The organism is Agromyces protaetiae (genome assembly GCF_030866785.1).
Classification (GTDB): domain Bacteria; phylum Actinomycetota; class Actinomycetes; order Actinomycetales; family Microbacteriaceae; genus Agromyces; species Agromyces silvae.
The window spans coordinates 1-23224 of record NZ_CP133018.1 but is presented as its reverse complement, the minus strand read 5'-3'; the positions used below and the strand labels follow the sequence as shown (position 1 = coordinate 23224).

21 protein-coding genes and 2 tRNA genes are annotated in these 23224 nt (G+C 68.5%); 8 read left to right on the top strand and 15 right to left on the bottom strand.

Features of this window, described 5'->3' with window-relative positions; genetic code table 11:
* The first annotated feature begins 83 nt into the window (after positions 1 to 83).
* The 7 genes from QU602_RS00115 (at position 84) to QU602_RS00085 (ending at position 6311) form a co-directional block, all read left to right on the top strand.
* Positions 84 to 1085, top strand: coding sequence for a dimethylarginine dimethylaminohydrolase family protein (locus tag QU602_RS00115; protein WP_308798078.1), 1002 nt, complete (start codon positions 84 to 86; stop codon positions 1083 to 1085).
* The gene (locus QU602_RS00110; protein WP_308798077.1) at positions 1072 to 2724 is read left to right on the top strand and encodes a thiamine pyrophosphate-binding protein; all 1653 of its coding nucleotides are present in this window, start codon (positions 1072 to 1074) and stop codon (positions 2722 to 2724) included. The genes QU602_RS00115 and QU602_RS00110 overlap by 14 nt, the downstream gene beginning before the upstream one ends.
* Positions 2721 to 3962 carry a M20 family metallo-hydrolase gene (locus QU602_RS00105; protein ID WP_308798076.1) on the top strand — a complete coding sequence of 414 codons (1242 nt, stop codon included), beginning with the start codon at positions 2721 to 2723 and terminating at the stop codon, positions 3960 to 3962. The genes QU602_RS00110 and QU602_RS00105 overlap by 4 nt, the downstream gene beginning before the upstream one ends.
* 105 nt (positions 3963 to 4067) lie before the next feature.
* The gene (locus QU602_RS00100; protein ID WP_308798075.1) at positions 4068 to 4934 is read left to right on the top strand and encodes an AraC family transcriptional regulator; all 867 of its coding nucleotides are present in this window, start codon (positions 4068 to 4070) and stop codon (positions 4932 to 4934) included.
* Between the two features lie 87 nt (positions 4935 to 5021).
* Positions 5022 to 5612: a DUF6506 family protein gene (locus QU602_RS00095; RefSeq protein WP_308798074.1), complete on the top strand. Its 591-nt coding sequence runs from the start codon at positions 5022 to 5024 to the stop codon at positions 5610 to 5612.
* 39 nt (positions 5613 to 5651) lie between these two features.
* Positions 5652 to 5915 (top strand): type II toxin-antitoxin system Phd/YefM family antitoxin, encoded by a 264-nt coding sequence (locus tag QU602_RS00090; protein WP_308798072.1) that lies wholly within the window; start codon positions 5652 to 5654, stop codon positions 5913 to 5915.
* 3 nt (positions 5916 to 5918) lie between these two features.
* Positions 5919 to 6311: a type II toxin-antitoxin system VapC family toxin gene (locus QU602_RS00085; RefSeq protein WP_308798070.1), complete on the top strand. Its 393-nt coding sequence runs from the start codon at positions 5919 to 5921 to the stop codon at positions 6309 to 6311.
* A 171-nt stretch (positions 6312 to 6482) separates the two neighbouring features.
* Here QU602_RS00085 and QU602_RS00080 read toward each other — a convergent pair whose 3' ends face one another.
* The 5 genes from QU602_RS00080 to QU602_RS00060 form a co-directional block, all read right to left on the bottom strand.
* On the bottom strand, positions 6483 to 7103 hold the full coding sequence (locus QU602_RS00080) for a response regulator transcription factor (RefSeq protein WP_308798069.1): 621 nt from the start codon (positions 7101 to 7103) through the stop codon (positions 6483 to 6485).
* Entirely contained in the window at positions 7100 to 8353 is a 1254-nt protein-coding gene (locus tag QU602_RS00075; RefSeq protein WP_308798068.1) for a sensor histidine kinase, read from the bottom strand. Before QU602_RS00075 ends, QU602_RS00080 begins: the two co-directional genes overlap by 4 nt.
* 99 nt (positions 8354 to 8452) lie before the next feature.
* Positions 8453 to 9217, bottom strand: coding sequence for an ABC transporter permease (locus tag QU602_RS00070; RefSeq protein WP_308798067.1), 765 nt, complete (start codon positions 9215 to 9217; stop codon positions 8453 to 8455).
* Positions 9218 to 9220: 3 nt separating this feature from the next.
* Positions 9221 to 10153, bottom strand: coding sequence for an ABC transporter ATP-binding protein (locus QU602_RS00065; protein ID WP_308798066.1), 933 nt, complete (start codon positions 10151 to 10153; stop codon positions 9221 to 9223).
* A gap of 102 nt (positions 10154 to 10255) precedes the next feature.
* Positions 10256 to 11434 (bottom strand): MFS transporter, encoded by a 1179-nt coding sequence (locus QU602_RS00060; RefSeq protein WP_308798065.1) that lies wholly within the window; start codon positions 11432 to 11434, stop codon positions 10256 to 10258.
* Positions 11435 to 11532: 98 nt separating this feature from the next.
* On the opposite strand from QU602_RS00060, the gene QU602_RS00055 reads away from it, so the two are divergent.
* Positions 11533 to 12129, top strand: coding sequence for a TetR/AcrR family transcriptional regulator (locus QU602_RS00055; RefSeq protein WP_308798064.1), 597 nt, complete (start codon positions 11533 to 11535; stop codon positions 12127 to 12129).
* A gap of 181 nt (positions 12130 to 12310) precedes the next feature.
* On the opposite strand, the gene QU602_RS00050 is transcribed toward QU602_RS00055, so the two are convergent.
* From QU602_RS00050 to dnaA, 10 genes are all read right to left on the bottom strand, one after another.
* Complete coding sequence (locus QU602_RS00050; RefSeq protein WP_308798062.1) at positions 12311 to 12724, bottom strand: hypothetical protein; 414 nt, start codon at positions 12722 to 12724, stop codon at positions 12311 to 12313.
* Between the two features lie 26 nt (positions 12725 to 12750).
* A tRNA-Ala gene (locus tag QU602_RS00045) sits at positions 12751 to 12823 on the bottom strand.
* A gap of 53 nt (positions 12824 to 12876) precedes the next feature.
* Positions 12877 to 12950, bottom strand: a tRNA-Ile gene (locus QU602_RS00040).
* Positions 12951 to 13027: 77 nt separating this feature from the next.
* Entirely contained in the window at positions 13028 to 13432 is a 405-nt protein-coding gene (locus QU602_RS00035) for a DUF3566 domain-containing protein (RefSeq protein ID WP_308798061.1), read from the bottom strand.
* 7 nt (positions 13433 to 13439) lie between these two features.
* Positions 13440 to 16052, bottom strand: a complete 2613-nt coding sequence (gene gyrA / locus QU602_RS00030) for a DNA gyrase subunit A (protein WP_308798060.1) — start codon at positions 16050 to 16052, stop codon at positions 13440 to 13442.
* A gap of 101 nt (positions 16053 to 16153) precedes the next feature.
* Positions 16154 to 18169 (bottom strand): DNA topoisomerase (ATP-hydrolyzing) subunit B, encoded by a 2016-nt coding sequence (gene gyrB, locus QU602_RS00025; protein ID WP_308798059.1) that lies wholly within the window; start codon positions 18167 to 18169, stop codon positions 16154 to 16156.
* Positions 18170 to 18292: 123 nt separating this feature from the next.
* Positions 18293 to 18772, bottom strand: coding sequence for a DUF721 domain-containing protein (locus QU602_RS00020; RefSeq protein WP_308798058.1), 480 nt, complete (start codon positions 18770 to 18772; stop codon positions 18293 to 18295).
* Complete coding sequence (gene recF / locus QU602_RS00015; RefSeq protein WP_308798057.1) at positions 18765 to 20009, bottom strand: DNA replication/repair protein RecF; 1245 nt, start codon at positions 20007 to 20009, stop codon at positions 18765 to 18767. Before recF ends, QU602_RS00020 begins: the two co-directional genes overlap by 8 nt.
* A gap of 142 nt (positions 20010 to 20151) precedes the next feature.
* Entirely contained in the window at positions 20152 to 21300 is a 1149-nt protein-coding gene (gene dnaN / locus QU602_RS00010; RefSeq protein WP_308798056.1) for a DNA polymerase III subunit beta, read from the bottom strand.
* A gap of 472 nt (positions 21301 to 21772) precedes the next feature.
* A complete protein-coding gene (dnaA, locus tag QU602_RS00005; RefSeq protein WP_308798055.1) occupies positions 21773 to 23224 on the bottom strand; it encodes a chromosomal replication initiator protein DnaA in 1452 nt (483 codons plus the stop codon).

Here is a 23224-nt window from a genome sequence, read left to right as displayed (position 1 = left end):
CCCGCACTCCACTCCTGTGCACCGCGCGTCCATGCGCGTTCACCATCGCGCGCCCGCACGCGCGCCCAACGAAAGGCAGAACCATGACCACCGACGACTTCTACGGCCCCGCCGAGAACTACTTCCATAAGCTCCTCGGGCCCGAGCCGGAGCCGGGGTTCTCCGACCCCGTCGAACTCGAGCGCAACTGGGGTCGGCGATGGGGCCGCGGCGACGAGACCAGCACGCTGCGCATGGTCCTCGTGCGCCGACCGAACCCCGGCATGGCCGACATCCGCGCGGATGCCTGGAGCGAGGAGGCGCAAGCGCTGGTCGACCCCGACCGGAATTGGTACTACAAGCGGGCGACCCCGCCGGACATGGACAAGGTCCGCGACCAGCACCAGCAGCTCGTCGACGCGCTCGAGGCGGAGGGGATCGAGGTCGTGATCGCCCCCGAACTCCCCCGGACGTTCACCAAGTCCGTGTACGCCCGCGACCCGCTGCTGACCGTGCCGGGTGGTGCCGTCATCGCCCGCCTCGCCCCGCGGATGCGGCGCGGCGAGGAAGCGAGCGTGACGCAGACGATCGCGGCGCTCGGCATGCCGATCCTCGGCACGATCACCGGCACCGGCATGCTCGAAGGCGGCTCGTTCCACATGCTGCGCAAGGACCTGGCGGTCTACGGCACGTCGATCCGCTGCAACGAGGAGGGTGCGCGACAGCTCGAGCGCATCCTGGAGCCGCTCGGCATCACACTCATCACCGTTCCGCTGCCCGGCTACACGATCCACACCGACGGCCAGTTCATGGTGCTCGACGACCACACCGTGATGGCCAACCCGCACCGCCTGCCGTACCAGTACCTCGCGCAGCTCGCGGAGCTCGGCTACGACATCATCCACCCCCACCCGGACGAGCAGAACTCCTGCAACTCGCTCATGGTGCGGCCGGGCCGCATCATCATGGCGTCGATCTACCCCAACACGATCGAGATGCTCCGCAAGCGGGGCTTCGAGGTGGTCGTGATCGACTACGACGAGATCATCCACAACGGCGGGAACATCCACTGCTCCACGACGGAACTCATCCGTGACTGGTCCTGAACCGACCGAGAGCCTCGGTGAGTTCGCCGTCGCCTGCCTCGTGGCGAACGGCGTGGACACGGTATTCGGGATTCCGGGGACCCACAACATCGAGCTGTACCGAGGCGTGCGCCGACACGGGGTGCGACACGTGCTCACCCGCCATGAGCAGGGCGCGACGTATGGGGCGGACGGGTACGCGCGAGCGACCGGCCGCCCCGGCGTCGTCATCGCGACGAGCGGCCCGGGCGCGACCAATTGCATCACCGGGATCGCGAACGCGTACGCCGACAGCGTGCCGCTGCTCGTCATCTCGCCCGGCGCACCGCAGGGCCAGGAGCGTCGGGATCTGGGCTTTCTGCACGAGGCCAAGGATCAGCGCGCCGGGATCGACCGGTTCGCGGCTGCGAGCATCCGGGTCGAGTCCAAGCCCGCGCTCGCCGAGGCGATCCACCAGGCGTTCCTCTCCTGGCGCACCGGGCGAGCCCGACCGGTGCACATCGAGATCCCGACGGATCTCATCGGCGAGCGCAGTCCGGTCACGCCGACCACGCGCTGGGAGGGCACGCCGGCCGTTGCGCCCGAGGCATCCGTCGACGCGGCCGTCGATGCGCTCGCCCGCGCGCGCAGACCGATGGTCGTCGCGGGCGGGGGCGCCGTCGACGCCGGCGCCGAACTGACCGTGTTCGCCGAGCTCACGGGCGTACCGGTGGTCACGACACTGCAGGGCAAGGGCGTCGTGGACGAGACGCACCCGCTCTCCCTGGGTGCTCGCGCCGGCGACTCATTCGGGTTCGCCGTGCTCGCGGAAGCCGACCTGGTGCTCGCACTCGGGACCGAACTGAAGCACGCGAACATCGCCCCCACCGCCACGCTCGTGCGCATCGACATCGACGCCGCGCAATTGCACAAGCACCGTCGCGCCGAGCTTCCCGTGCTCGGCGACGTCGCGCATGCGCTCCGCGCCATGACGGCTCATCCGCGCCTGCCTCGGGACACGGTGTCGCCTGGCTGGGTGGCCACGGTTCGGGATGCCTCGGACGCCGGCGCCGCACCGGCGATGGCGACCTGGTCCGTGCTGCACGCCGCCGTGATCGAGGGCGCGCGAGGTGCGGGCGACGGGCCGGTCGTCCTCACGGGTGACAGTTCGCAGATCTCCTGGCTCGGAACCGTGCAGACCGCCGTGCTGGAGGGGCCGCGACGATTCCTGACGACCGATGGGTACGCCACCCTGGGCTACAGCCTGCCCGCGGCGATCGGGGCGACGCTCGCGGTCCCAGAGGCGCGCGTCGTCGCACTGCTCGGGGACGGCGCGTTCATGTTCAGCGTCCAAGAGCTCGCGACGGCGTCCGAGCTCGGCATCGGCCTTCCGGTCGTCGTCTTCGACAACGGCGGATATGCCGAGATCGAGACCAACATGCGCGACGCCGACCTCGAACCGTTCGCCGTCGCGCTGACCCCGCCCGACTACGACGCGCTCGCCCGGGCGTTTCACTGCGGGTACATCGAAGCGAATCGGCCCGACGACCTGGCGAGCGCCGTTCGCGAGGCGTTCGGTGCGGGCCGTCCGACCATCATCCGGATCACCGCGAACGACTTCGCCGCCGAATCGTGGCGGCCGGCGAACCTGCGCACCGAACACCTGAAGGAGTCATCATGAGCGTCGACGTCGAGGCATTCCTCTCCGATTGGCAGGAGCTCAGCCGATTCGGCGCCGTCGAGGGCACCGACGGCGTGGACCGGCAGGCAGCCACGGCCGCAGACGCGGAACAGCGCCGGTGGTTCGCCGATCTGCTCCAGCGTCACGGCTTCGCCGTCGTCCGAGACGAGATCGGCAATCAGTTCGGCCTGCTCGAGCTGGTCCCAGGCGCACCCTACGTCCTGACCGGCTCGCACCTGGACTCGCAGCCGACCGCCGGTCGATTCGACGGTGCCTACGGGGTGCTCGCGTCCGCGCACGCCTGCATCCGGGCGGCCGAGGAGCTGCGCCGCGCACCGGAGCACGCTCGGAGGAACCTCGCGATCGTCAACTGGTTCAACGAGGAAGGTTCGCGGTTCAAGCCGTCGATGATGGGCAGCGGGGTCTTCACCGGCAAGCTCCCGATCGAGGCGGCGCTCGAGACCACCGACACCGCGGGCATCACGGTGCGAGGGGCACTGGACGCGATCGGCGAGCGCGGCGACGCCCTGACCGCGCCGATCGGGTCGTACCTCGAGATCCACGTGCAGCAGGGTCGCAGCATGGAGGAGGACGGCCTCAAGATCGGTCTGGTCCACGCGACGTGGGGTGCGCACAAGTACGAGTTCCGGGTCCGTGGAGCCCAGGCGCACAGCGGCTCGACCCTGATGGAAGATCGGCGCGACGCCCTCTTGGCGGCCTCGCGGCTGGTCGTCGCGGCCCGTGAGCTCGTCGACGAGTTCGAGCCCGGCATCCTGCACACGGCGGTCGGCGAGCTGCACGTGTATCCGAACTCGCCGGTGGTGGTCGCGAGCGAAGCGCGCCTGTTGATGGACCTGCGTTCCCCCGACGCCGACGTCCTCGAGGCGGCGTCTGCCCGTCTGCGCGAGGTCATCGAGCGCACCGAGCGCTCGGATCGCGTCGAGATCGAGGTCATCGCCGAGCACGCCTGGGGGCAGAACCCCTACGCCGAGGACGGCGTCGCCTTCGCCGCCGAGGTGGCCGCCGCGCTCGGGCTCCCCCACGGCCGCGTCATGACGATCGCCGGCCACGACTCGACGAACATGAAGGACGACGTGCCGACCATCATGCTCTTCGTACCGAGCGTCGCTGGCATCTCGCACAGCGTCGAGGAGTTCACCAGCGACGAGGACCTCATCGACGGTCTGCGGGTGATGACGGCACTCGTGGGGCGCATGGCGCGCGGCGAGTTCGCCTGACCGCCTCCCGAACGCCACGATCCGTCACCCGTCGATCGGATCGGACCGGGATGATCGGGTGTACGCCGATCGCGTAGCCCAGGCTTGGACGCGAAGGGAGTCACCGTGATCGCCGAACTCAACCGACTCGTCGACGAGATCGAAGCGCACCTGTCGGACGACCTCGATCTCGGCGCGCTCGCGCGTCGGCTCGGCAGCACCGAGTACCACCTACGGCGGATGTTCTCCTCGCTCGCGGACATGCCGCTCTCGGAGTATGTGCGTCGGCGGCGGATGACCGTCGCCGCCGCGGACGTGATCGGGGGCGACCGGTTGCTCGACGTCGCGGTCCGCGCCGGATACGGCTCGACCGAGGCGTTCGGCCGGGCATTCCGAGCCGTTCACGGCGCCACGCCCGCCGAGGTGCGACGAGACGGCGGACCCCTTCGCACGCAACCGCAGCTCAGGTTTCGCCTGACCGTCGAAGGGAACACCAGCATGGACACCCGCATCACCGACCGCCCAGTCTTCCGGCTCGTCGGCCATGCCGCTCGCGTACCGCTCATCCACGAGGGCCCGAATCCGCACATCCAGGCGCACATCGCCTCGCTTCCGTCAGAGGAGCACGCCCGGCTCACGGCACTCAGCGGCACCGAGCCCGCCGGGCTGCTCCAGGTCAGCGCCGACGTCGACCCCGACTACACCGAGGGCAGCGAGCTGACCTACCTGCACGGCGTGGCCGTCGACGGGGCGACGGCCACGCCCGACGGACTCGACGCGATCGACGTGCCCGCCGGCGCATGGGCCGTCTTCCGCACGTCGGGGCCGTACCCGGCCGCGCTCCAGTCCACGTGGGCGGCCACCGCGACCGAGTGGTTCCCGTCGAACCCCTGGCGTCTGCGCCCCGGCCCGTCGATCGTCGCCGTGCTCGATCGCGCCGACGACTTCAGCACCGCGACCACCGAGCTCTGGCTCCCCGTCGAACGCGCCTGACCCGCCAGCGCTCGCACCGGGGTGACCGAGCGGGCCCGCGGGTTGACGGGTTGACCTCAAGTGCACTTGACCTCATACGGTGAGGCGATGCACGCACACCGAGCCGTCATCTTCGAAGCGCCCGGCGCCGACCCCGCGAAGGACCGGGTCGTGAGACCTCGGGCCGGTGGGTCGACGACGATCGTCGCCGTCTCCGATGCCGCGGAGATCCCCGCCATCGCGAACGAGCTCGCCGACCGTGACATCCGTCTCATCGAGCTCTGCGGTGGCGTCTCCCCCGTCTGGCGCGGCCGCGCCGCGCGAGCCGCCGGCGGACGGGCGCGCGTGAGCTCGGTGACCTTCGGCATCGAATCGCTGGGCGCCGCAGCGCGGTACAACGCTGCGTTCACCGAGGGCGCCGAGACGACGCAGGCGTTCATCCTGCTCGAGCCCGGCGCGGATCCGGCCGACCGCATCGTGCTGACGCCCGACGCGGTGCCCATCCACCTCGTTCCCGTCCCCGACGCGACGACCGCCGCGGCCGTAGCGGCCGGCCTCGCGGCCGACGGCGTGCTCCTCATCGAGCTCTACGGCGGCTTCGGGTCCGAAGACATCGAGCGGGTGCTCGAGGCCGTCGACGGCCGGTCTGCGGTCGGCGTCGGCAGCTTCGCGATCGACGCGATCGACGCCGCCGCCTGAGCGGCCAGCGGGACGCCTGAATGTTCTACACTGGAGCACATGACCACGGTCGGAATCCGAGCCCTGAAGCAGAACGCGTCTGCGGTGGTCGCTGAAGCCGCGGCGGGCGAGACGGTGACGATCACAGACCGCGGCCGGCCGGTAGCCCAGATCACCCCGATACCCGCTTCGCCGTTGGAACGACTCCGTGCCGCGGGCGCAGCGCGTCCGCCGCTGCGTGACATTCGGGCGCTGCCGTCACCCGAGCCTGGACCGAGCATCTCGGCGGAACTCGCGGCGATGCGAGACGCCGAGCGGTTCTGACGGATGCCCGCCTACTACGTCGATTCGTCGGCACTCGTCAAGCTCGTCGTCCTCGAGGATGAGACGCCCGCCCTGCGGACGTGGATCGAGGACACGGACGCAGATCTGATCTCATGCGATCTCGCGCGGACAGAAGTGCTTCGGGCGACTCGACGGGTGGGCGGCGACGTCGTGCTCGCACGAGACGTCCTCGACTCGATCGAGCTCGTCGCGCTCGACCGTGAAGTGTTCGACGCTGCGGGTCGCCTCGACCCAGGCGTCCTGAGGTCGCTGGACGCCCTGCACCTCATCGCCGCGCTCAAGCTCGGAGACGACCTGGCGGGGATCGTGACCTACGACGACCGCATGGCGTACGCCGCCATCTCCCACGGCATCCCGGCGATCGCACCGGAGTGACCGTCGGCCGCACGCCGGCGCTCCGCCGATGAGTCCTCGTGATCCTTGCTCAGGAAGAACGCGGCGGCCGGCGGCGTGTCGCCGCGCGACACGCCGCGGCGCGGCCGCTCCTTCCTGAGCAAGGAGTTCGGCCGGGTGCGGGAGGGTGCGGTACGGCCGCGAGCGGGGCCGTCAGATGAGCAGGCGGCGGCGGTAGCCCTCGGCGACCGCTGAGGCCCGGTCGCGAACGCCGAACTTGTCGTAGATGTGCTGCAGGTGGGTCTTGATGCTCGCTTCACCGATGAACAGCGCGGTCGCGACCTCTCGATTCGAACTGCCGTTCGCCACCAGTTGCAGGACCTCCTTCTCTCGATCGGTCAACGTGCCCGCCCCGGGCCTGCGAACCTGCCCCATGAGATGCTGCGTCACCGACGGCGCGAGCACCGACTCGCCGCGGGCGGCTGCACGGACGGCTCGCATCAGGTCGTCGGGCAGCGCATCCTTCAGGAGATATCCGATCGCACCCGCCTCGATCGCAGGCAGGACGTCGCTCTCGCTGTCGAAGGTGGTCAGGATCAGCACCCGGGTATTCGGTGCCTGCTCGCGCAGGGCCGCCGTCGCGACGACGCCGTCCATGCCGGGCATCCGAAGGTCCATGAGGACGACGTCCGCTGCCAGCGCCTCGGCGCGTTCGATGCCCTCGGCGCCGTCGGCGGCCTCGCCGACCACGACGATGTCGTCGGCGTCCGCGAAGGTGTCGCGAAGACCGCCCCTCACGATCGGGTGGTCGTCGACGATCACGAGTCGAATCATCGGTCGGTCTCCCCCTCTGCCCTCGTGCCGCCCGGGGCGATCGCCGGAACGCGCGCACTGACGGATGTCCCTTCACCCGGTGCGCTCTGCACCTCGACGTGACCGCCGACTCCTCTGATGCGTTGACGCATGCTGGTCAGGCCGAAGCCGGTGTCGCCCCCATCGGCGAACCCGCATCCATCATCCCGCACGTCCAGCAGCACCTCGGGGCCCGTGTACGACAGCGTGACACCGACGCGCGAGGCCTGCGCGTGCTTCGCCACGTTGGTCAGCGATTCCTGCGCGACCCGGAACAGCGACACCTCGATCGCCGGACTCAGTGGCTCCCGGGTGCCGGTGACCTCCACCCGCGCACTGATTCCAGCGTCCTCCGACCATCGCTCGGTCAACGTGCGCAGTGCGTCCGGGAGGTGTGCTCGCCCGAGCTCCTGGGGTGCGAGCGCCTGCACGGACCGTCTGGCCTCGGTCAGACTGCTGCGCGCGAGCCGAAGTGCACGCGTGACATGCGCTTCCGTCTCGCCCTGCACGCTCGCGGACAGCTCCGCTGCCTGGAGTTGGGTGATGATGCCGGCCAGACCCTGAGCCAGCGTGTCGTGGATTTCGCTGGCCAGTCGCTGCCGCTCATCCTGCGCCCCGGACTCGCGGGCCTGGGCGACCAGTTGTGCGTGCAGACCGGCGTTCTCGTGCAGTGCGGCCTCGAGCCGCTCGACGAGCTGCTCGCGTTTGCGTTCCTCGGGCTCGGTGCGCGACGTCAGCAGGATGCCCACCCCGATCGCCGCCGTCTGCACGCCGACGATCAGCGTGAACTCCGCAAGCGTGTCCGGGCTCGGGTCTGCCCACACGCGCATCGCCGATCCGTTGACCGCCACGGAGGTGGCCAGAACTCCGAGCACTCCCACTGGCCACGGCCTGAGCAGGTACGCGTGAAAGAAGCCGGCGACGGTGAAGACGAGGAAGATCTCGGAGTACGACATGAGCGTGACGCACAGCGCCAGCAAGCCGACGAAGAAGATGCCCGCCGATACGGGCCGGAGCGTCCTGCGCTTGATGGGCAGCGTGTGACCGAACAGCACCCACAGCACCGAGACCGCGACCAGCCCGAGGACCGATGCGCCCTCGGGCCAGAAGCGTTCGCCGGACGCCGGAAGCACCCACGCGAAATAGATCGTCGTCGAGATCGTCAGCAGCAGCCACGGCGTGACCAGCTGCAGCAGGTCCCAGACCCGGAGTTGCTCCGCTTTCCAGGCCAACCGCGAACGATTCGCGAGCTCTGCCTCTTGGGCGATAGCCGATTCGTGCGTGTTCGGACGCGGGCGCTCGTCGGCCGCAGCATCTCGCGTCATCGTCACCTATTCCCAGCGGAAGAGCTTCGCGGCGATCGCACTCGCGATCACGGCGATACCCGCCATTATGGCAATCTGCAGCCAGAAGGACTGTCCGCCGGCGGCGGCCGTGACCTCGCCCGCCTCGGCGGACCACGCCGAAGTGAGCGCCTGCAGCCCCGGCGGAATGAACTCGCCGACCTCACGCAGCACGTCGGGCATGACCGCGCGGGGCAGGAAGGCCCCGCCGAAGAACATCAGTGCGACGAACAGCAGGGTGCCGATCTGGTTCGCTGCGCTGCTCGTGCGGACCACCGCCGCCGAGAGCATGCCGAGCCCGAGCAGTGCCGCATAGCCGACGATGAAGGCGACGACGAACTCCAACGGCCGCTCAGGCGGCGCGATACCCAGCACCGCCCACGCGACGGAGATCATGAGCGCTGCGGAGACGACGACCGAGGCGAACGCGACGAGCATCTGCGCAAGCAGGACCGTCCGCGGATGCGCGGGAGTGGTCGACAGCCTGCGCAGGATGCCGCGCTCACGGTACGTCGCGATCACCGCCGGAATGTGCTGGACGGCGATCATCACCATCCCGAACACGAGCGCGGTCGGCGCCCAGATGTCGATCGCCCGGAGACCCCCGGTTTCCGGCGACGACTCATTGAGCGCCGGAATGACACTCAGCACGAGCAGGAGTCCTGTCGGGAACAGCACCCCGAAGCCGACGGTTGCGGCGTCACGGAGGAAGAGCTTCGTCTCGACGTTGATCATGTTCGTCAGCGCAGTCATGGATCAGCCTTCCTTCTGGAGGGATTCTGAGGATTCCGGGGCGCGGCCAGTGATGGCCACGAACGCGTCGTCGAGACTGCGCTGGTCGGCGCGGAGGTCCTCCGCCACGACCTGCGCCCGGGCGAGCGCGCCGGCGACGCTGCTCAGCAACGGTCCGTTGCCGGTGACCAGCCAGCGTCCGTCGGTCACCTCGACCTCGGTCACGTCACGAAGCTCGGTCAGGACGCTCCGGTCCAGTGGTTGGCTCACGCGGAACCGGACCTGCTGCACCGCACTCGCCCGTGCGATCAGGCCTGCCGGCGTATCCATCGCGGCGACCCGCCCACCGTCGATGACCGCGATACGGTCGCTCAGGCGCTCCGCCTCATCCATGAAGTGGGTGACGAGCAGGATCGTGACGCCCGTGTCCCGAACCCGTTCGATGAGGCTCCAGGTGTCGCGCCTGGCCTGCGGATCCAGTCCCGTCGTGAGCTCGTCCAGGATCGCGATCTTGGGCGCGCCGACCAGAGCGAGCGCGATCGACAGCCGCTGCTTCTGCCCGCCGGAGAGCGCCTTGTATCGCGTCTTGCGCTTGTCGGTGAGGCTCAGGAGCTCCATGAGCTCACGCCAGTCGGCCGGGTTCCGGTAGAACGAGCTGTAGAGCTCGAGGGCTTCGGCGACCGTGATCGCGTCCGGGAAGCTGCTCTCCTGCAGCTGCACGCCGAGCCGCTCACGGACCTCCGCGCGGTTCTTGATCGGGTCGAGTCCCAGCACCGAGATCGAGCCCGAGTCGGGCGTGCGGAGGCCTGCGATGCTCTCGACGGTGGTGGTCTTCCCGGCGCCGTTCGGCCCGATGATCCCGAAGATCTCCCCCTCTTCAACGGTGAACGAGACGTCGTCGACGGCAACATGCCGTCCATATCGCTTGTGCAGATGTCGTACTTCGAGCGCGGTCATACTCAGCAGCATCGAGCGCCGCGCACACCGCCGCATCGACCGTCACGTCTGACACGGGTTGATTCGCGCGTCCACCGTTCGGTGGATCGACAGCGCCCGGGTCTACTCCTTCGAGTCCACCCGCAGGCGGCGCGGCCCGATCAGGATGCCACTGAGCGCCACGAGTGCAGCGACGGCGAAGACCACCCGCGGATCGCCGGTCGCCACGGCGGCGCCGACGATGGGGGCGCCCGCCGCCTGACCGATCGCGAGGAGGAGGAACGCGAGGCCGACACCGGCGGCGGGCGTGCGCGGGTAGGCCTCGGTTCCCCAGATCAGCAGCAGCCCGGTCAGTGCGATGTACGCGGCGCCGAACGCGCCGGCGGCGATCGCCGCGATCGGGAGGCTGCCGGGGAACCCGGCGAGCAATGCCGTCCCCGCCGCGAGCACCACGACGCCGATCCGCCATGCGCCCGCCATGCCGAGCCGGCCGGCGAGCGAACCGGCTGCGGCGCCGAGCACGCCGCATGCTCCCAGGAGGATCCAGACGAGCGTGGAGTCGGCGGCGGACATGCCGCCCGCGGTCACGAGCAGGTCGCGTCCGTACGTCCAGGTCGCGCTGCTGGCGAGCCCGATCAGCACCGCCGCCGTCATCAGACGGCCGCTCCCCGCGGGGAACAGCGGTGATGGGAACAGAACGGGAGTCCGCCCAGGAGCGACGCGCGCTCGACCGGCACGCTCGGCCGGTACCGCGGCCGTCACCCACAGGGTGACGAGCGCGCTGAGCACCGCGAACGTGAGCCACGCCAGTCGCCACTGCGCGGTGGTGAGCAGGGCGATGGGGCCGGCGATCGCGACGCCGACACCGGTTCCCGCGTTGATGATCGTCTGGGTCCGGTTCCTGACGGGTTCGGCCACCGCGCGCGCGACCGCGTGCGCGAGCGGCGGCGACGCGACGCCCGTGCTGGAGCCCGCGAGCACGACGCCGGCGGCGAGCATCGCCGTGTTCGGCGCGAGCGCGATGAGCAGTGTGCCGGCCGTGGCGATCGCCCCCGCGGCGACGGCCACGGCACGTCCCCCGAACCGTGGAGTGAGAATCGTGGCGACCAGGATCACGACGCAGTACGCGGCGTACGACCCCGACGCGATCAGCCCGGCAGCGGCCGGGTCGAGGGCGAACACGTCACGGAAGACCGGAATGAACAGGCCGTACGCGAACCGGCCGAGTCCGTAGCAGGCCGCGATCAACGCAAGGCCGGCGCCCGTGAGGGCCAATGTGCTCGCGCGCGAAAGGGCGGGCACCGGACCGGTCCTCGTCTCGCTGTCCGACACGTTCCCCACCTCCCGCTGACTTTACCGATCTGTGAACTCCACAGTACACAGGTCTGTATAGTGAAGGCGTGGAGATCACGCGAGCCATCGCCGACGACGCAGGTCGGCTGCGGGTGCCCGAGCTGACGCCCGGCGCGGCGCGCATTCTGACGGTCGCCTCCGAGCTGTTCTACCGGCGGGGCATCCACGCGATCGGCGTCGACACGATCGCCGTCGAGTCCGGCGTCACCAAACGCACGCTCTACGACCGATTCGGCTCCAAGGACGGGCTGGTGACGGTCTATCTGCAGGCCCGCCACCGCGAGTGGTGGGATCGACTCGAGGAACGCATCGCCCAGGCACCCTCACCTCGGGTGCTCGCGGTGTTCGACGCGTACGCCGGCGACCCGCTGCCGAACGACCGCGGATGCGCATTCCTGAACGCCGCCGGCGAGCTGCCGGCCGACCATCCGGCGTACGGCGTCGTCCGCGCGCACAAGCTCGCGGTGCGGCGTCGCATCGACGAGCTCCTGGCCGAGGACCACCGCGAACCCGCCGCTCGCGAGCAACTCGGCGAACACCTGTTCCTGCTCCTCGAGGGCGCCATCGCGCACACCGGCATCGACGGCGACGACGCGCTCCTCCGCCGGGTGCGCACCCTCGCCGAACATCTCCTCAACGACTGATCGAGCGCCGCCGCGTTCGTGTGCGCTGGGCGACCCATACCACCGGATCAGCCGTCGGCCTTTGGTATGCGTCGACCGCATACGAGTTCGTACTGGCCGCGTCGTCGGAGCTGAATGCGGGACGCATCCCGAGCCACCGAACGGCGGTTGATCGCGAAGCCATGATCCCCGGCATCGGTCGTCACGGCAGCACTGGGCCGGACGGCAGCTCCGCCCGCGCACTATGCGCGATCACGTAGACGATGAAAGGCACCAGCCTGAACGCGATTGCGACTGCGAGCGTTACGAGATACGCAACAGCCCCGGGTACCCAGCTGCGTGCCGATCCACGCGTCAGGCGGAACCCGAGAAGTCCAGTGACCCACAGCAGTATCGGGCCGAGAGCCTCGATGAGGGTCGGCACGACCGGCTGGAACGGTTGGAGGTCGTGAGCATTCGCGTAGACGGTCTGCGCGACGATGTGGAGCATCAGCAAGGTGACGAACGCCAACGGAATCGTCACCAGGCCGTACGTGATCTTCACGAACAGCTCAGCACGCGCCAGCCGAACGGCCCGAACATTCGGGAGCCGCGCGAACACCGGTTTGCTCTGCACACGCCGACCATACCGGTGCCAAAGTGTGGAGCCTGGGAGAATCGAACTCCCGACATCCTGCTTGCAAAGCAGGCGCTCTACCAACTGAGCTAAGGCCCCGTCGGGCCGATGACCCTGGGTGCTGGCGAACCAGCGTGTGGAGTTGTATCGAGTGGGGATACGAGGACTTGAACCTCGGACCTCTTCGTTATCAGCGAAGCGCTCTAACCGCCTGAGCTATATCCCCGAATTTCGGCCGAAGGACAGACTACCCGACCGGCCAAGATTCACCGAATCGAGCCCGGCCGGGCAGCTGCTGCACGACTAGTTGTTGGTGAAGCCCACGAGCAGGCCGCCGGTGATCTTCACGCTGAGGTTGTACAGCACCGCGATCACCGCGCCGAGCACCGTGGTCACGACGAGGTTGATCAGCGATCCGACGACCGCGAAGCCCATCACGTTGCCGAGCGAGAGGAACATCGACAGGTCGGTGCCGCCGCCGGCGACGTCTTGCACCAGGTCGTTCACGAGGTCGAAGATCCCGGTGGAGTTCAGCACGGTCCAGATCAGGAACATCGCGACGATGTTCACGATCGCGAGGCACACGGCCACCAGGAACGACAGCTTCACCGTCGACCAGAAGTCGATGTAGACCAGGCGCAGGCGCACCTGCTTCGCCGGCGGACGGCGGTTCGACTTGCGAGCCAGCTTGTCGGCGACGCTACTCATGAATGGATCACTCCTCTTCCGCGGCCACTACCGCATCGGGGTCGGCCCCCTCGGATTCGGCGACCTCCTCGACGAGGTTGCGCTCGGTGTTCTTGGCCACCGCGATGATTCGATCGTCGTTCGCGAACTTCGCGAACACAACCCCCATCGTGTCTCGGCCCTTGGCGGGCACTTCGGCGACGTCAGAGCGTACCACCTTGCCGCTGGCAAGAACCACGAGGACCTCGTCGGCGCTCGAGGCGATCAGCGCGCCCGCGAGTTCGCCGCGTTCGTCGTTCAGCTTGGCGACCTTGATGCCGAGACCGCCGCGCTGCTGCTTGCGGTACTCCTCGATGCGGGTCCGCTTCGCGTACCCGCCGTCGGTGACGGTGAACACGTAGGTGTCGGTCGGGCTGAACCGCTGACCGGATGCCTCGTCGGCACCGTTCTCGTCGGCGATGACGGCATCGACGGCGTCGGAAGATGCGACGACGGATGCCTCGAGCAGCGCGTCGTCCCCGCGGAACGACATGCCCTTGACGCCCGACGTCGCCCGGCCCATGGGCCGCAGTGCCTCGTCGGTCGCCTCGAACCTGAGCGACATGCCCTTGCGCGAGACCAGCAGGATCTCGTCCTGCTCGTCGGCGAGCATGGCGGAGACGAGCTCGTCGCCCTCACGCAGGTTGATCGCGATGACGCCGCGCGAGCGGTTGGTGTCGTAGGCGGTGAGCTCGGTCTTCTTCACGAGACCCTCACGCGTGGCGAGCACGAGGTACTTCGCGACCTCGTAGTCGCGGATGTCGAGGATCTCCGCGATCTGCTCGTCGGGCTGCAGCTCGAGGAGGTTCGCCACGTGCTGGCCCTTGGCGTCCCGGCCGCCCTCCTGCAGCTCGTACGTCTTCGCCCGGTACACGCGCCCCTGATTCGTGAAGAACAGCAGCCAGTGGTGGGTCGTCGTGACGAAGAAGTGGTCGACCACGTCGTCGGCGCGCAGCTGCGCCCCACGCACACCGCGGCCCCCGCGGTGCTGCGACCGGTAGTTGTCGCTGCGCGTGCGCTTGACGTAGCCACCGCGCGTGACGGTGACGACCATCTCCTCCTCGGGGATGAGGTCCTCGATGGACATGTCGCCGTCGAAGCCCGGCATGATGTGCGTGCGACGCTCATCGCCGAACTTGTCGGAGATCTCGCGGAGCTCGTCCGCGATGATCGTCCGCTGCCGCGACGGTGTCGCGAGAATGTCCTTGAAGTCGGCGATCTCCAGCTCGAGCTTCGCCGCGTCGTCCATGATCTTCTGACGCTCCAGCGCCGCGAGGCGGCGCAGCTGCAGCTCGAGGATCGCCTTCGCCTGCAGCTCGTCGATGTCGAGCAGCTCTATCAGGCCCTCGCGCGCCTCGTCGGCGCTCGGCGACCGGCGGATGAGCGCGATGACCTCGTCGAGCGCGTCGAGCGCCTTGAGGTAGCCGCGCAGGATGTGCGCCCGGGCCTCGGCTTCGCGCAGGCGGTACTCGGTGCGGCGAACGATGACGTCGATCTGGTGGTCGACCCAGTGCGAGATGAACCCGTCGACCGAGAGCGTGCGCGGCACGCCGTCGACGATGGCGAGCATGTTCGCGCCGAAGTTCTCTTGCAGGGAGGTGTGCTTGTAGAGGTTGTTCAGCACCACCTTCGCGACCGCGTCGCGCTTCAGCACGATCACGAGGCGCTGACCGGTACGACCCGACGACTCGTCGCGGATGTCGGCGATGCCCGCGACCTTGCCGTCCTTCACGAGATCGGCGATCTTGATCGCGAGGTTGTCGGGGTTCACCTGGTACGGCAGCTCGGTGACCACGAGCGACGTGCGGCCCTCGATCTCTTCCACCGAGACGACCGCCCGCATGGTGATCGAGCCGCGGCCCGTGCGGTACGCGTCCTGGATGCCCTTGGTGCCGAGGATCTGGGCACCGGTCGGGAAGTCGGGACCCTTGATGCGCTGCATGAGCGCGACCTGCAGCTCCTCGCGCGTGGCATCCGGGTGCTCGAGCGCCCACAGCGCGCCGTCGGCGACCTCGCGCAGGTTGTGCGGCGGGATGTTCGTGGCCATACCGACCGCGATGCCGACCGAGCCGTTGACGAGCAGGTTCGGAAACCGGCTCGGCAGGACCGTCGGCTCCTGGGTGCGACCGTCGTAGTTGTCCTGGAAGTCGACGGTCTCTTCCTCGATGTCCCGCACCATCTCCATGGCGAGCGGCGACATCTTGGTCTCGGTGTACCGGTGGGCGGCTGCGCCGTCATTGCCCGGCGAGCCGAAGTTGCCCTGACCGAGCGCGAGCGGGTAGCGCAGCGACCACGGCTGCACGAGACGCACGAGCGAGTCGTAGACCGCGCTGTCACCGTGCGGGTGGAACTGACCCATGACGTCGCCGATGACGCGTGTGCACTTCGAGAACGCACGGTCGGGCCGGTATCCGCCGTCGTACATCGTGTAGATCACGCGGCGGTGCACGGGCTTGAGCCCATCGCGCACATCGGGCAGTGCGCGCCCGATGATGACGCTCATGGCGTAGTCGAGGTACGACCGCTGCATCTCGAGCTGCAGATCGACCTGGTCGATACGGCCGTGGATGCCGTAGTCCTCGGTGCCCGTCTCGTCTGTCATGTCGGGGATTCTCGTTTCCTAGAGAGGCTGGTCGCGATGAGGCCGGCTGCAGGCCGGCCATCGGCTGATGAGCGGATGCCTCGCCACGAGGCATCCGCTCGCTAGATGTCGAGGAAGCGAACGTCTTTCGCGTTCTTCTGGATGAAGCTCCGGCGGCTCTCGACGTCGTCGCCCATGAGCGTGGTGAAGATCTCGTCGGCGGCGGCCGCGTCGTCCATGGTCACCTGGAGCAGCGTGCGCGAATCGGGGTTCATGGTGGTGTCCCACAGCTCCTGGTGATTCATCTCGCCGAGACCCTTGTAGCGCTGGATGCCGTTCTCTTTCGGGATCCGCTTGCCAGACGCCAGGCCGGCGGCGAGCAGCGCATCGCGCTCCCGGTCGGAGTAGACGTACTCGTGGTCGGAGTTCGACCACTTCAGGCGGTACAGGGGCGGCTGCGCGAGATAGACGTAGCCCATCTCGATGAGCGGCCGCATGTACCGGAAGAGCAACGTCAGCAGCAACGTCGTGATGTGCTGACCGTCGACGTCGGCGTCGGCCATCAGCACCACCTTGTGGTACCGGGCCTTCTCGGGGTTGAAGTCCTCGCCGATGCCCGTGCCGAACGCCGTGATCATCGCCTGGATCTCGGAGTTGCCGAGCGCCCGGTCGAGACGTGCCTTCTCGACGTTCAGGATCTTGCCGCGGAGCGGCAGGATGGCCTGGGTCTCGGGGTTGCGCCCGGTCTTCGCCGAGCCGCCGGCCGAGTCGCCCTCGACGATGAAGATCTCCGAGATCGACGGGTCCTTGCTCGTGCAGTCGGACAGCTTGCCCGGCATGCCGGTCGACTCGAGGAAGCCCTTCCGGCGCGTCGCCTCACGGGCCTTCCGCGCCGCGAGGCGCGCGGTCGCCGCCTGGATCGCCTTCCGGATGATCTCTCGGGCCTGGGTCGGGTTGCGGTCGAACCAGTCTCCGAGCTGATCGCCGGTGACGCGCTGCACGAAGGACTTGGCCTCGGTGTTGCCGAGCTTCGTCTTCGTCTGGCCCTCGAACTGCGGCTCCGAGAGCTTCACCGAGATGACGGCCGTGAGACCTTCGCGGACATCGTCGCCCGAGAGGTTCTCGTCCTTCTCTTTGATGATGCCCTTCTCGCGCGCATAGCGGTTGACGAGCGTCGTCAGCGCGGCCCGGAAGCCCTCTTCGTGGGTGCCGCCCTCATGCGTGTTGATCGTGTTCGCGTAGGTGTGCACGGACTCGGTGTACGCCGTCGTCCACTGCATCGCGACCTCGAGCGCGATCTTGCGGTCGCCGTCTTCGGACTCGAACGAGATGATCTCCTCGTTCACGAGGTCGGCCTTCTTCGAGCGGTTGAGGTACTCGACGTAGTCGACGAGTCCCCGCTCGTAGAGGAACGTGTCGGTGCGCGCGGCCTCGACCGTGGCATCCGTCTCGTTCTCGACGTCGGCCGGATCGGCCGGCTCGCCCGCGCGACGCTCGTCGGTGAGCGTGATGCGCAGGCCCTTGTTCAGGAACGCCATCTGCTGGAACCGGGTGCGCAGCGTCTCGTAGTCGAACTCGACGGTCTCGAAGATCTCGGTGCTCGGCCAGAAGGTGATGGTCGTGCCGGTCTCGTCGCTGGGCTCGTCTTGCGACAGCGGTGCGTTCGGGACGCCGACGTTGAACGACTGGCGCCAGACGTGACCCTCGCGACGCACCTCGGCCTCGAGCCGCGTCGAGAGTGCGTTCACGACGGACGAGCCCACGCCGTGCAGGCCACCGGAGACGGCGTACCCGCCGCCGCCGAACTTGCCGCCCGCGTGCAGCACCGTGAGCACGACCTCGACGGTCGACTTGCCCTCGGTCTTGTGGATGCCGACCGGGATGCCACGGCCGTTGTCGACCACGCGGACCCCGCCGTCGTGCAGGATCGTGACGTCGATGGCGGTCGCGTGACCCGCGAGCGCCTCGTCGACGGAGTTGTCGACGATCTCGTAGACGAGGTGGTGGAGCCCGCGAGGGCCGGTCGAGCCGATGTACATGCCCGGTCGTTTACGAACCGCTTCGAGGCCCTCGAGAACCTGGATTTCGTCAGCGCCGTACTCTGGCGTGCCCTGGGGCTTCGTCGGTTCCGCTGTCATGGGTGAATCGGACTCCAAACCGTCGTTCTAGCGACGTTCGATCCTATCAAACCGAGCCCGCTCATCCGGGCTGAACGGCCCTTCTGAGCGAAGTTCGTCACCCCATCGACCGTTTTCGTCCTCTCAGCCGTAAGTATCGCGCGGGCCACGCCCTGGAACCGATCTGGGACCCCATTTCCACGTGGGGGCGTCCGGCCCCTGGAAGCGGATCGTCTCGACGCCCGCCCCCGGGTACCGCTCGAGGATGCGTGCGACGAGCTGCGAGCGCATCATCCGCAGCTGCGTCGCCCAGGCGGTCGACTCGCAGCGCACCTGGAGCACCCCGCCCTCGATGCCGATCGGTTCCGAGTGCTTCGCGGTGTCCTCCCCGGCGACGTCGGCCCACGACGCGAGCAGGTCGTGCTGCGAGAGCGGGCCGCTCCAGCCGAGTTCGCTGGAGAGCACGTCGATCGTGTCGCCGAGCGGCTTCGGGTCACGCCCGGGCGTGAACGGTTCGCTGCCGGGCCGCGGCTCCCGCCGCCGCGAACGCGGGCGCGGCCGGTCGGCGCCGAAGATCTCGCGGAAGTGCTGATAGACACGCACCGCCTCGGATGCCTCAGCCATCGGCCGCCTCCTCACCCGAGCGAGTTCCGGGTGCCGCCTGACCCGCCGCGTCGACGATACGACCGGCCTCGATCTGCACGATACGCGCGGTGAGCGGCGAAGGCACGTCCTCGAGCACCGCCGCGGTGACCAGCACCTGTTCGAAGTCGCCGATCGCCGCGGCCAACCGCTCGCGGCGCAGCCGGTCGAGCTCGGCGAAGACGTCGTCGAGCACGAGCACGGGATCGCCGGTCGACGAGTCGCGGCGGAGCAGCTCGGCCGACGCGAGGCGGAGCGCGAGCGCAAAGGACCACGACTCGCCGTGGCTGGCGTATCCCTTCGCGGGAAGCCCGTTCAGCAGCAGCAGCACATCGTCGCGGTGCGGGCCCGAGAGCGTCAGTCCGCGTTCGAGCTCACGACCGCGTCGGTTGCGGAGCGCCGCGGCGAACCGGTCGGCGGTCGAGCTGACGGATGTCTCGGGCGCACGCGCCTCGTCGCCGCCGGCTTCGGCACCGCCGAGACCCGCGGCACCCTCGTCGGCCTCGGCATCGGGATCCCCGCCGTCGATCGACAGCACGGGTCGCAGCGTCGGCGCGTGATCGGCATCGACGATCGACCGGTACGCCACCGCCAACGGCTCGCCGAGCTCGGCCACGAGCGCGAGCCGCTGGTCGATGAGCTCGGATCCGAGTTCGACGAGACGCTCATCCCAGATGTCGAGCGTGGGCAGCGCATTCGCCGCCATGCCGCGCGCCCGAGCGCTCTTCAGCAACGTGTTGCGCTGTTTGAGCACTCGCTCGTAGTCGCTCATGACCCCCGACAGCCGCGGCGTGCGCTGGACGAGCAGCTCATCGAGCAGCCGTCGACGCACCCCCGGCTCGCCGCGCACGATCGCGAGGTCCTCCGGAGCGAACAGCACCGAATGGGCGTACCGCGGGAGCTCGCGCGGCTTCACCGCGGACCGGTTCAGCTGCGCCCGGTTCGCGCCCTGCCGGTTCAGCTGGAGCTCGATGAGCACCTGCCGGTCGCCGTGTGCGAGCAGCGCACGCACGATCGCCGCGTCGGCGCCCGCTCTGATCAGCGCCTGATCGCCCGAGACCCGGTGCGAGCCGAGGGTCGCGAGATAGCCGATCGCCTCGACGAGGTTGGTCTTGCCCTGACCGTTGCGGCCCACGAGCACCGTCGCGCCCGGGGCGAGCTCGAGATCGGCGTTCGCGTAGTTGCGGTAGTCGGTGAGGGAGAGGCGGGCGACGTGCACGCTGGGCTCCCTTCTCGACCGGACCCGGCCGTTCGACTCGGCCCGTCAACGCTACCTGGCCGCGCCGACATCGAGCCCCGGCTGGGTCGCGCAGCCAGCGCCGGCGAGCGACCCACCCACCGGTCGAGGAGCGACAAGGGGGTCAGCGCAGCAGCAGGTTCGGCTGCAGCAGGTACCGGTACGTGTCGCCGCCGGCCTGCTCGCGAGAGGTCTGGCTCGTGATGAGCACCGGGCCCGGCTTGTTGGGATTCTCGGTCTTCGTGAACGAGATGCGCACGAACTCGCTCGGCACCGCCGCGAGTCCGTCGAGCAGGAACTGCGGCTTCAGCGACACGACGGTCTCGTCGCCCGAGAGGATCGCGTCGATCGACTCCGAGGCCTGTGCCTGCTCGCTGCCGATGGCCTCGAGCGTGAGACCGTCGGCACTGAAGCTGAAGCGCAGCGCGGCCTCGCGCTCGAGCACGAGGGCGACGCGGCGCGTCGCCTCGATCAGCTCGGCGGTGTTCATGACGGCGTAGTTGTCGACGTTGTCGGGGAACAACCGGCGCACGGGCGGGAAGTTGCCCTTGATCAGCAGCGAAGTCACGGTCTTCTTGTCCGCACTGAAGGCGATGAGCTCGCGGTCGTCGCGGCTCGTGATCGCGACCTGGATGGTGCCGGAGTGCCCGAACGTCTTGCCGACCTCCTGCAGGGTCCGCGCGGGCACCAGCGCGGAGAGCGTCGTGTCGGCTGCGACGCCGCCACCGTCCCACGCGATCTCACGAACGGCGACCCGGTAGCGGTCGGTGGCCACGAGGTTGAGGCTGTTCTCACGGACCTCGAGCTGCACGCCCGTGATCACCGGGGTGACGTCGTCACGCGACGCCGCGACCGCGACCTGCGCGACCGCCGCCGCGAACTCGTCGGCGGGTACCACGCCCGACTGCTCGCCGATCTCGGGAATCGACGGATATTCCTCGACCGGCATCGACAGCAGTGTGAAGTTCGCCGAGCCGCACGACACCGAGATGCGTGACTCCTCGGTCGCGATCCGCACGGGCGCGTTCGGCAGGCGCCCCGCGATCTCCGCGAGCAACCGGCCTGAGACGAGCACGGTGCCGGGTTCTTCGACGTCGGCCTGGATCTCGGTCTGACTCGACACCTCGTAGTCGAACGACGACAGCACGAGACCGTCGTCGTTCGCCTGGATGAGCACGCCGGAGAGGATCGGGAGGGTCGTGCGCTGCGGCAGGAGTTTGACGGCGAAGGAGACGGCCTCACTGAAGACGTCGCGGTTGACCTGGAATCTCACGGTGCTCCCGTCGTGGAGGTGCTGATCGAACCCATGCTAGCGGCAGTGCTCCGGTTCGGATCGGGCCCGATCCGCGGGCTGAACCGCTCAGGTTGCCGAGCGCCCATTGAATTCTTAATTCTCTTAACGGTGTTAACCGTTGTGGAAACTGTGGATGGTGTGCAGAGATCCCCGGATCGACGCCGATCGGGGCCCGTCGGACGTGTGCACGGTGTGTGGAATCACGAGGGGGTGGCCGCACGGGCGGCATGGTGCTCGACGGGGTTGTGCACAGGCGCCGCACGCTGTTCAACAGCCTTCAGGCGGTTACTCGTTAACATTCCACAGGTTTTCCACACTTGTGGGGAAACGGCTGCCAGGCGGGCTGAGGATACGCGTGGAGGCATCCGGCCCCCCATGGGGGATCGCGACCGGCGTGGTGCCGCACCCGGTCTGGGATCGCGACCGGTGGGGGATGGCGACCGGCGGCGGATCAGCGGAAGCGGGCGTTCTGCTTGATGCGCGCGGTGAGCTCGGTGACCTGGTTGTAGATCGACCGCCGCTCCTTCATGAGCTCGGAGATCTTCTTGTTCGCGTACATGACCGTGGTGTGATCGCGATTGCCGAACAGCTGGCCGATCTTCGGCAGCGACAGATTGGTGAGCTCACGGCAGAGGTACATCGCGATCTGACGCGCCGTCGCGACCGCCTGCGACCGGCTCGAGCCGTACAGGTCGTCGACCGTGAGCTTGAAGTAATCGGCGGTCGCCGTGATGATGTCGACCGGCGCCACGACGTTGTCGGTGTCGTCGGTGATCAGGTCCTTCAGCACGGTCTGCACCAGCGGCATGTCCACCGGGGTCCGGTTGAGGCTCGCGAAGGCGGTCACGCGGATCAGCGTGCCCTCGAGCTCGCGGATGTTGCTCGAGACCTTCGACGCCATGTACTCGAGGATGTCTGCGGGCACCTCGAGTCGCTCGGACTGCGCCTTCTTCCGGAGGATCGCGATACGCGTCTCGAGGTCAGGGGCCTGTACGTCCGTGATGAGTCCCCACTCGAACCGGCTGCGCATGCGATCCTCGAAGCCCGTGAGATGCTTCGGCGGCACGTCGCTCGTGATCACGACCTGCTTGTTGTGGTCGTGCAGGTTGTTGAAGGTGTGGAAGAACGCCTCCTGCGTCTCCGCCTTGCCCTGCAGGAACTGGATGTCGTCGATCAGCAGGATGTCGACGTTGCGGTACCGCTGCTGGAACAGCGACCCGCGGTTGTTCGCGATCGAGTTGATGAAGTCGTTCGTGAATTCCTCGGAACTCACGTACCGCACCCGGATCCCCGGGTACATGCTCATCGCGTAATGGCCGATGGCGTGGAGCAGGTGCGTCTTGCCCAGCCCGGAATCGCCGTAGATGAACAGCGGGTTGTACGCCTTCGCCGGAGCCTCCGCGACCGCGACCGCCGCGGCGTGGGCGAACCGGTTGGACTGGCCGATCACGAAGCTGTCGAACGAGTACTTCGGGTTCAGCCGGGCATCGCGCGGGCGATCGCCGGCGGTCTGTTCGAAGACCGAGTGCGGAGTCTGGGGGACCTCGGCCGCGTCGGGGTAGTCGTCGGTGTACGCGCCGCCTCCGGCGTGACCCGCACCGCCCGGCCCGGGGGTCTCGGGCAGGCGCGGCTCCTCGAGTTCGGGGTTCACGACCACATAGAACGACGTGACCGGACTCGGCGACTCGATGACGCCCATCGCCTGGAGGAGCGGGACTCGCATGCGCTGGTTGAGCATGCTCGCCGTGAAGTCGTTCGGGACCTCGAGATAGAACGTGCCGGCGGCGATGCCCTTCGGCTCGACGAGGTTCAGGAAGCCCTGCAGCATCGGGGTGATCGACGCGTCGCCCCCCAACCGGTCCAGGACCGTCGCCCATGTCTCAGAGATGGGCTGTTCCGTCAT